The following is a 7,271-nucleotide window of genomic DNA, read 5'->3' as shown; positions in this document are numbered from 1 at the left end:
GGCGAATTTCTCCTAAACACCTCGGTCAGTCCCCTCTCCCCCCGGGAGAGGGTTAGGGTGAGGGGCTTTTGGCCTTTGACTCGATTTATGCGACCGTGAGCCCCGTCCATTGCTCCGACAACCCCCAAAGTCGCTCAGCCAGCTCAGCATCCGCCGCCCATTTCGCAACACCCTTGCGGCCTGCTTCCGGTTCATTGATCGGCGCAACATTGCAGTCTTCGCAATACACGCCGCCCAAATCCGCAAGCAATGCACTGGTCGCGCACCACAACCCCGTCGCCGCGCCTTGCTCCAGCGTTTTCAGACCGTTGTGAGCATCCAACCGTGGTCGACCGTGTTCATCCACGGCGTCGAATGCGGCGAGTTCCGCCGTGCTCAAGTGCCGTGCCAGATCCGTCAGAATCTGCCCTGGATGCAATGAAAACGCGCGAACGCCGTGACTGCGCCCGCGACGATCGAGCGCCATGGCGAACAAGGCATTGGCCGTTTTCGACTGACCATACGCGACCCATTTGTCATACGGCCGTTGCAGGAAATCGATGTCATCAAAGTCGACTCCGGCAATCTGATGCCCGCGCGAGGACACCGACAGCACCCGCGCCCATCGAGCCTTGACCAGCGCGGGCCAGAGGTCGCAGGTCAAGCGGTAATGACCGAGATGGTTGGTCGCGAACTGGCTTTCATGGCCATCGGCATCGCGCAGCAACGGCGCGGCCATGATTCCGGCGCAGTTGATCAGCAATGACACTGGCTGACCCGCGCTGACCACGCTGTGGCTGAACGCCGCCACCGACTCGGCCTGCATGAGGTCCATGGGCATCACGCGGACACCGTCAACACCCGCCAATGCCACCTCTGCCCGCTCCGTATCTCTGGCCGGCACAATGACCTGCGCCCCTGCCGCCGCGAGGCTTTTTACCGTCAACAGACCCAAGCCGGAATAGCCGCCGGTGACCACAGCGAGCTGCCCGCGCAGATCGATGCCGGCCATGACTTCAGCCGCTGTGCTGGCGGCGTTGAACGGTGATTGCACAGGTTGTTGAAGCGTGGCCATGGGCGTAATCCTGAGTGAGCTATCGAAGGCCTTCATTCTTGGCTAAGCTCTCGGGACGAACCAGTCTGATAAATCCAGGTTTCTGTCGTGATCATCCAAAGTCCTGCAGGCGACCCACTCTCTGCCGTATTGGCACTCTCGGAACTGCGCGCAGCCTGCTCGGTTCGCTTGCAAGCGGGCGGTGTCTGGGCGCTGCGTTTCCAACCCATCGAACTGAAATTCAACGTGGTGCGACGAGGCGAATGCTGGCTGCGCATGCAAGGCATGCCGGCGCGCCTGTTGCAGGCCGGCGACTGTTTTGTGGTGTCGCGCACGCCGTTCATTCTGGCCAGCGGCGCCGACGTCGAGGCGGTGAATGCAGCGGAGGTTTTCGCCCATGACGAAGCCTCGGCGACCTTTGGCGTCAGCGAGGAAGTCGAGTTGCTGGGCGGCAGCGTGTCGCTGTCGGGACCCGGCGCAACCGAACTGCTCGACGTGCTGCCGACCTCGCTTATCATTCGTGCCGAAACCGCAGGCGCCTCGTCGTTCGGCTGGCTGCTGGATGAACTGGGGCGCGAGTGGCCGTCGCATCAGCCTGGCTCGCAGGCGATGTGCAACGACCTGCTGCGGCTGATCTTCATCCATGCGCTGCGCCATCACATCAACAGCGCGGATGCCGAACAACTGGCCTGGCTGGGCGGACTGCGGGAACCGGCGATTGCCGGCGTGTTGCGCGCCGTTCACGCTGCTCCGGAAAAGGCCTGGCGACTGACGCAAATGGCCGAGATGGCCTGCATGTCGCGATCGGGTTTCGCCGCGTTATTCAAAACTTGCATGGGTGTAGCGCCGGTCGAGTACGCCACGCGCTGGCGGATGCGCGTGGCCGCGTTCCGCTTGCGCAATGGCCGGGACAATGTGGCCACTGTCGCCGCGTCACTGGGCTATCTGTCCGACGCGGCGTTTGGCGCTGCATTCCGCCGCGTGCACGGAATATCGCCGGGGCAATACCGGCGCGATCCACTCTTATAGTCCGGTGATCAAGGTTATGATCGCGACAACCGCCGCCAAGGACATCCGCCGATGCCTGCCATGAAAACCCGCCCCACCTCCGCGCCATTGCTCAAGCCCGGCGAAACCGTGGTGCTGTTCGATGGCGTGTGCAAACTGTGCAACGGCTGGGCGCGGTTTCTGATTCGCCATGACCACCAGCGCCATGTGCGTCTGGCGACCGTGCAATCGCCCGAGGGCCAGGCCTTGCTGGCGTGGGCCGGTTTGCCCCTGGACGAGTTCGACACCATGGCGGTGATCCGCGACCGCAATTATTGGGAACGATCAGATGCATTCCTGGAAGTGATCGGGCAACTGCCGATGCGCTGGCAGCCGTTGAAACTGCTGCGGATCTTCCCGCGCCGCCTGCGCGACTGGGCTTACGATCGCATCGCGCTGAATCGCTATCGGCTGTTCGGCAAGTACGACACTTGTCTGCTGCCGACTGCGGATCATGAAAGCCGTTTTCTAAAAGCCCACGGCTGACCCGATCAGTTGCAGTGGCGTCATCTTCGTCACCATCATCAGCACGATGACAAACATTCCGGCGAACCCGGCGACGCCCATCCAGAACCACCAGCGGTACGTGCTCGCGTAGCGATCATCCAGAGGCAGGCTACCTTCGCCCGCGCTCAGCGCCATGCTCTGCAAACGCTTTTGCAATACCAGCACCGGCAGCCACAACGCGCCGACACAGCAGAAAATGATCAGCGAAGTCAGCAGCCATTCGGTGCTCATCGAAAGCCCCGAGAGCCGCATCAGCAGATAGCCGGTAATAACCTGCACAAACCCGGCCGGGGTGGTGATCCACGTATCAAAGCGCACCACCATTCGTGCGACATGGGCGATCACTTGCGGGTTGCCGCTGCGGCTGGCGGCGATCAGGTAGAGGTAGGAGCCCATGCCGAAACCAAAGAGGAAAATCGCCGCAATGACGTGCAGGTACTTCAGGCAGAGATAGAGCATCTCAACGCTGCCCTTCGGCGAACTGAACCGACAGGCTCAAATTGGCGGGATCGTTGATCGCCGCCAGATATTCCTCAACGGTGATTTCGCCGACACATGGGCGCGCGCCAGATACCGGCAGGTAACCCCGGGCCATTTTGCTGGCGAGAGCGACGGCGGCGCAGCTGGGGATTTCCGGGCCTTTGTCATTCAGTGCGGTGAGTTGCGCGGTCATGCTCAGCGGCTGGTCGTCAACTCCGATGCCTTGAACATCGATGTACATCGCGCTTTTGCCGTCACCGAAGCGTTCGAACCGCGTTCCCAGTCGATGCAGGCGCGCCGCCCAGCGCACATGATCGCGCACCAGACCAAAGCGCAAGGCTTGCGCGAGCAAGGCGTTGGCGACACCGCCGAGCTTCAGGCCGGCGCCTGCCTTGAAGCGCAGCGTCTGTGCGCCATAGCGGCGTGCGAAAATATCCATGTCCGGCACATCGACATTGGCCAGCACCCGCTTGCCCAGTTGCGGCATGCTGCGCAGGGTCAGATCGAGCCAACCCAATACTTCGTGAGCCTGGCCGTTCTTCAACTGTTTGATCGGTTTGCCTGCGTAGGCGAGCACGCCTTCGACCGTGGACAGCCCCGGCATTTTTGCCGAGGAAGAAATGCCATGCTCGATCGAGTCGATTCGCGCAAAACGTGAGCGCTGCTGATCGATGATCGCCGAAGACAAGGTCGGCACCGAACTGCAACCGCTGAGCACGGCCACACCCGCCTCCCTGGCGCGGGCGTCGAGCACATCGATGCCGTTGACGAAGGTGCGGCAGTCAGCCAGATCGCAGTAATTGACCCCGGCATCGATGCAGCTTTCAGCCACTGCGTAGGATTGCCCCTGAAACGGCCCGCCGGTGTGCACCACCAACTGAATATTCAACGCGCGCAACGCCGCTTGAAAATCCGCGCCCATCGCATCACCGCACCAGCCTTCGCAAGCTCGGCCCGACTGCGCTTGCAGCTCTTCGACCTTGTGTTGCAGCTTGCGTGCATTGCGGCCCGACAGCAGCAGCTCAATCTCTGGCATGAGCGCCAGATGCCGACAAACGATACTGCCGAAATTGCCGTAACCACCGACGACCATCACCCTGAATGCCATTGCCCTGTCCCTGTTCCAGCCCAAACGTGTGGCGCAGAGGATATAGGGCGCAGCGGCGACCAGACATTTATTTTGCAACCGGGTATCACCGCGTCCGCTCGTCCCAGGCAAAAAGAATGAACCCAACGCACCTCTCGCCGCCTAACGCACAGACCATCAGGAGTTAAGCCTATGCAAATCGAAACCGTGTGGATCGTATTGGCGGTCATTCTCGTGCTGATCGAGCTTTGGGCCATCAACCGGGTGCGCAAAAGCGAGGGGAAATCGAGCAATAAAGGCGTGTGGATCGTGCTGATCGTGTTCGTGCCGCTGTTCGGCCTGATCGCCTGGGCGTTGGCGGGGCCCAAGCATATCGGTCGCGGCTCGCCTTCCCAGGCCAGCCGCTAACCAACGACGCAGGCCCGTCTCAAGCATCACCCGCAGCCCGGCTTTTGCCGGGCTTGTTATATGCAATGCCCGCCGCGCGGATTTCTTGCAGGCTGCACGAAAGCATTGTGCCTGCTTCGATGCCAGCCCTTGATTTAGAAGGGTCGCTCTTGATCGGCGAGTTGGCATGAGTCATGCGATAGCCTCTTCCTGAATACACAGCAGGGCGAAAAAAAGAACGCTGTGTTCAATCCGTGAAAAGCAGAGGCCTCAAAAATGAATGCCATCGACCTTCTCAAAGCCGACCATGAAAAAGTCAAAGCCATCCTCAGCCAACTGAGTGAGTCCACCGACCGCGCGCTGAAAAAACGCGTCGAGTTGCTGGGCAAACTGGAAATGGAAATCACCATCCACACCCGCCTCGAAGAAGAGATTCTCTATCCTGCGTTCAAGGAAGCCGGCAGCAAGGAAGAAGACATCATGTATTACGAAGCCAAGGAAGAACACCGCACCGTGGACTCACTGGTACTGCCTGATCTGAAAGAAACCGATCCGGGCAGCCCGGAATTTGCCGGTCGGGTCAAAGTGGTCAAGGAGCTGCTGGAGCATCACATCGAGGAGGAGGAAGAGGAAATGTTCCCGAAAGCGCAGAAGCTTCTGGGCAAGGCGAAGCTCGAGGAACTGGGCGCACAGATGGAAGCCATGAAAGCCAGTCACAAAAAGGAAATGGCGGCCAACAAGATCGCCGCGTAAAGCGCTGAAGACACCAAAGCCCGGCAGCGATGCCGGGCTTTCTTGTGCGCCCAAATTGGCACTCGCTCTCACATTGGATATTTGGGCGTTCGGGAGTTTCTGAGCAAGCCACGAAACCTGTGGGAGCGAGCCTGCTCGCGAAGGCGTCAGGTCAACCAGATCATCCATGACTGACACTGCGCTTTCGCGAGCAGGCTCGCTCCCACGGGGTCAGTGTCGGTCTTGATGCAGGTTGTGCTCAAACCGCCCAGGGTGGCGCCGGATCGAATTTCGCTTCGATCCACTCCTTGAACGCCACCACCGCCGCCGCCGGAAACCGCGAAGACGGTCTGACCAGATAAACGCCGCCCGCCGAATCCAGATGCCAGTCGGGCAACACGTGAATCAGCCGCCCTGCCGTCAGATCGCGGCTCATCAGCCAGTCGCCGGCACCGAGTATGCCGGCGTCGGCGCGGGCGGCGGCGAGCAGGGATTCGCTGTCGCTGGCGGTCAGATTGCCGTGTGGCGTAATGGTCTGCACTTCGTTGCCGCGATGCAGACGCCACAGCGGGAACGACTCCAGCCCGCTGAAGCGCAGGCAATTGTGTTGCAGCAGATCCTGCGGGGTTTGCGGCATGCCGTGGGCCTCGATGTAGGCCGGCGATGCGCAGAGAATCCGCCGATGGTCACTGAGCTTTTTTGCAATCAGGCGATTGTCATCAAGCTCGCCGATGCGAATAGCCGCGTCGAAGCCCTGCTCGATGATGTCGACCAGGCCTTCGCTGTAATCGGCGACCAGCGAGACCTGCGGGTGAGCCTTGAGAAATTCCGGCAGCAGCGGCCCCAGCCATAACCGCCCCATCGCCGCCGGCAACGCCAGGCGCAGGGTGCCGCGCACTTCGCTGGCGCCCTGCACCGCTTGCTGCTGCGCTTCGTTCATCAACTCGACGGCCGCGCGCAGGCGCTGTTCGAGTTGCAGGCCAGCCTCGGTGATACGCACGTGTCGCGTCGAGCGCTCCACCAGGCGCACGCCGAGTCGCTTCTCCATCGCCGCGAGGCGCTTGGAAACGATGGTCGGATGACGCTGCAACAAACGGCCCGCCGCGACAAACGAGCCTTGCGCGGCGACGGCGAGGAAAGCAGCGATCTCATCGCTGTGCGGGTTGCTCAGAACATCCAGATTCATGGTTTTAAAATGATCGCCCCTGATGATCGGCCCGATTCAAGATCGGCGTGCGCTTGTGCCGCGTCAGCCAATGAATAACGCGCGCGGATTTGCGGCGTGATGATACCGGCGGCAACAGCGGCCAGCACATCTTGCGCGCGCTCCTGGTATTCAGCTGTCGTGGCGGTGTGCGCGGCCAGCGACGGACGGGTCAGGAACAGCGAGCCCTTGGCGTTCAGCGTGGCCATTTCCACCGCTGCCGGCGCGCCGGTCTGCGCGCCGAACGAGACCATCAATCCGCGTGGGCGCAAGCTGTCCAGCGAGGCTTGAAAAGACACTCGGCCAATCGGGTCATACACCACGTCGACCTTGCGCCCCTCGGTGATACGCACCACATCGGCGGCGAGAGTCTCGGCATCGAACACCAGTACTTCGTCACAACCGGACGCGCGAGCCTTGTCGACACTGGCCTGCTTCGACACCACACCGATCACCCTTGCGCCAAGGTGTTTGGCCCATGGCACCATGATTTCCCCCAGACCTCCCGCGACGCCGTAAACCAGCATTGTCGTGCCCGGCCCGACCGGGTAAGTCGCCTTCAGCAGATACTGCGCGGTGATGCCTTTGAACAACACCGCCGCCGCATCTTCGAACGACAACTCTTCGGGAATCTTCACCAGACGCTCTGCCGGAAACAGCCGCGCCGAGGCGTAACCGCCCAAGGGGCCAGTGGCGTAAGCGACCCGATCACCGACGCGCACATTGCTCACACCGGCACCGACCGCCGCCACCCGACCCGCGCCTTCCAGACCCAGCCCCGACGGCAATGCTAC

The 7,271-nt window shown here is 61.4% G+C and carries 10 protein-coding genes; 4 read left to right on the top strand and 6 right to left on the bottom strand.

Features of this window, described 5'->3' with window-relative positions; genetic code table 11:
• Positions 1–85 precede the first annotated feature (85 nt).
• Positions 86–1,054 carry an oxidoreductase gene (locus tag OQK_RS22045; RefSeq protein ID WP_016774311.1) on the bottom strand — a complete coding sequence of 323 codons (969 nt, stop codon included), beginning with the start codon at positions 1,052–1,054 and terminating at the stop codon, positions 86–88.
• 87 nt (positions 1,055–1,141) lie between these two features.
• Between OQK_RS22045 and OQK_RS22040 the strand changes: the two genes are divergently transcribed.
• Positions 1,142–2,062 carry an AraC family transcriptional regulator gene (locus OQK_RS22040; RefSeq protein ID WP_038861548.1) on the top strand — a complete coding sequence of 307 codons (921 nt, stop codon included), beginning with the start codon at positions 1,142–1,144 and terminating at the stop codon, positions 2,060–2,062.
• 51 nt (positions 2,063–2,113) lie between these two features.
• Positions 2,114–2,566 (top strand): thiol-disulfide oxidoreductase DCC family protein, encoded by a 453-nt coding sequence (locus OQK_RS22035; protein WP_016774309.1) that lies wholly within the window; start codon positions 2,114–2,116, stop codon positions 2,564–2,566.
• Here the strand turns inward: OQK_RS22035 and OQK_RS22030 are convergent.
• Both OQK_RS22030 and OQK_RS22025 read right to left on the bottom strand, forming a co-directional pair.
• Positions 2,549–3,046 (bottom strand): DUF2269 family protein, encoded by a 498-nt coding sequence (locus OQK_RS22030; RefSeq protein ID WP_016774308.1) that lies wholly within the window; start codon positions 3,044–3,046, stop codon positions 2,549–2,551. The two genes, OQK_RS22035 and OQK_RS22030, sit on opposite strands and share 18 nt — an antisense overlap.
• 1 nt (position 3,047) lies before the next feature.
• Positions 3,048–4,175, bottom strand: a complete 1,128-nt coding sequence (locus tag OQK_RS22025) for a saccharopine dehydrogenase family protein (protein WP_016774307.1) — start codon at positions 4,173–4,175, stop codon at positions 3,048–3,050.
• A 171-nt stretch (positions 4,176–4,346) separates the two neighbouring features.
• On the opposite strand from OQK_RS22025, the gene OQK_RS22020 reads away from it, so the two are divergent.
• Complete coding sequence (locus OQK_RS22020; protein WP_016774306.1) at positions 4,347–4,562, top strand: PLD nuclease N-terminal domain-containing protein; 216 nt, start codon at positions 4,347–4,349, stop codon at positions 4,560–4,562.
• Between the two features lie 19 nt (positions 4,563–4,581).
• On the opposite strand, the gene OQK_RS30145 is transcribed toward OQK_RS22020, so the two are convergent.
• The gene (locus OQK_RS30145; RefSeq protein WP_157221924.1) at positions 4,582–4,737 is read right to left on the bottom strand and encodes a hypothetical protein; all 156 of its coding nucleotides are present in this window, start codon (positions 4,735–4,737) and stop codon (positions 4,582–4,584) included.
• A gap of 80 nt (positions 4,738–4,817) precedes the next feature.
• Here OQK_RS30145 and OQK_RS22015 point away from each other — a divergent pair, with 80 nt between their 5' ends.
• Positions 4,818–5,294 carry a hemerythrin domain-containing protein gene (locus OQK_RS22015; RefSeq protein ID WP_016774305.1) on the top strand — a complete coding sequence of 159 codons (477 nt, stop codon included), beginning with the start codon at positions 4,818–4,820 and terminating at the stop codon, positions 5,292–5,294.
• 238 nt (positions 5,295–5,532) lie between these two features.
• On the opposite strand, the gene OQK_RS22010 is transcribed toward OQK_RS22015, so the two are convergent.
• Both OQK_RS22010 and OQK_RS22005 read right to left on the bottom strand, forming a co-directional pair.
• Positions 5,533–6,459, bottom strand: a complete 927-nt coding sequence (locus OQK_RS22010) for a LysR family transcriptional regulator (protein WP_016774304.1) — start codon at positions 6,457–6,459, stop codon at positions 5,533–5,535.
• On the bottom strand, positions 6,456–7,271 hold an 816-nt coding region (locus OQK_RS22005), incomplete at its 5' end, for a quinone oxidoreductase family protein (protein WP_016774303.1). The genes OQK_RS22005 and OQK_RS22010, both read right to left, overlap by 4 nt.

The organism is Pseudomonas sp. R62 (genome assembly GCF_000257605.1).
Classification (GTDB): Bacteria; Pseudomonadota; Gammaproteobacteria; order Pseudomonadales; family Pseudomonadaceae; genus Aquipseudomonas; species Aquipseudomonas atacamensis.
Note: the sequence above shows the minus strand (reverse complement) of the source record. Positions and strands in the feature narration are given on the sequence as shown.

Bases quoted from the DNA above. Each gene is read 5' to 3' on its own strand.
- OQK_RS22045 (WP_016774311.1), bottom strand. From the start codon at position 1,054: ATGGCCACGCTTCAACAACCTGTGCAATCACCGTTCAACGCCGCCAGC.
- OQK_RS22035 (WP_016774309.1), top strand. From the start codon at position 2,114: ATGCCTGCCATGAAAACCCGCCCCACCTCCGCGCCATTGCTCAAGCCC.
- OQK_RS22030 (WP_016774308.1), bottom strand. From the start codon at position 3,046: ATGCTCTATCTCTGCCTGAAGTACCTGCACGTCATTGCGGCGATTTTC.
- OQK_RS22025 (WP_016774307.1), bottom strand. From the start codon at position 4,175: ATGGCATTCAGGGTGATGGTCGTCGGTGGTTACGGCAATTTCGGCAGT.
- OQK_RS22020 (WP_016774306.1), top strand. From the start codon at position 4,347: ATGCAAATCGAAACCGTGTGGATCGTATTGGCGGTCATTCTCGTGCTG.
- OQK_RS30145 (WP_157221924.1), bottom strand. From the start codon at position 4,737: ATGACTCATGCCAACTCGCCGATCAAGAGCGACCCTTCTAAATCAAGG.
- OQK_RS22015 (WP_016774305.1), top strand. From the start codon at position 4,818: ATGAATGCCATCGACCTTCTCAAAGCCGACCATGAAAAAGTCAAAGCC.
- OQK_RS22010 (WP_016774304.1), bottom strand. From the start codon at position 6,459: ATGAATCTGGATGTTCTGAGCAACCCGCACAGCGATGAGATCGCTGCT.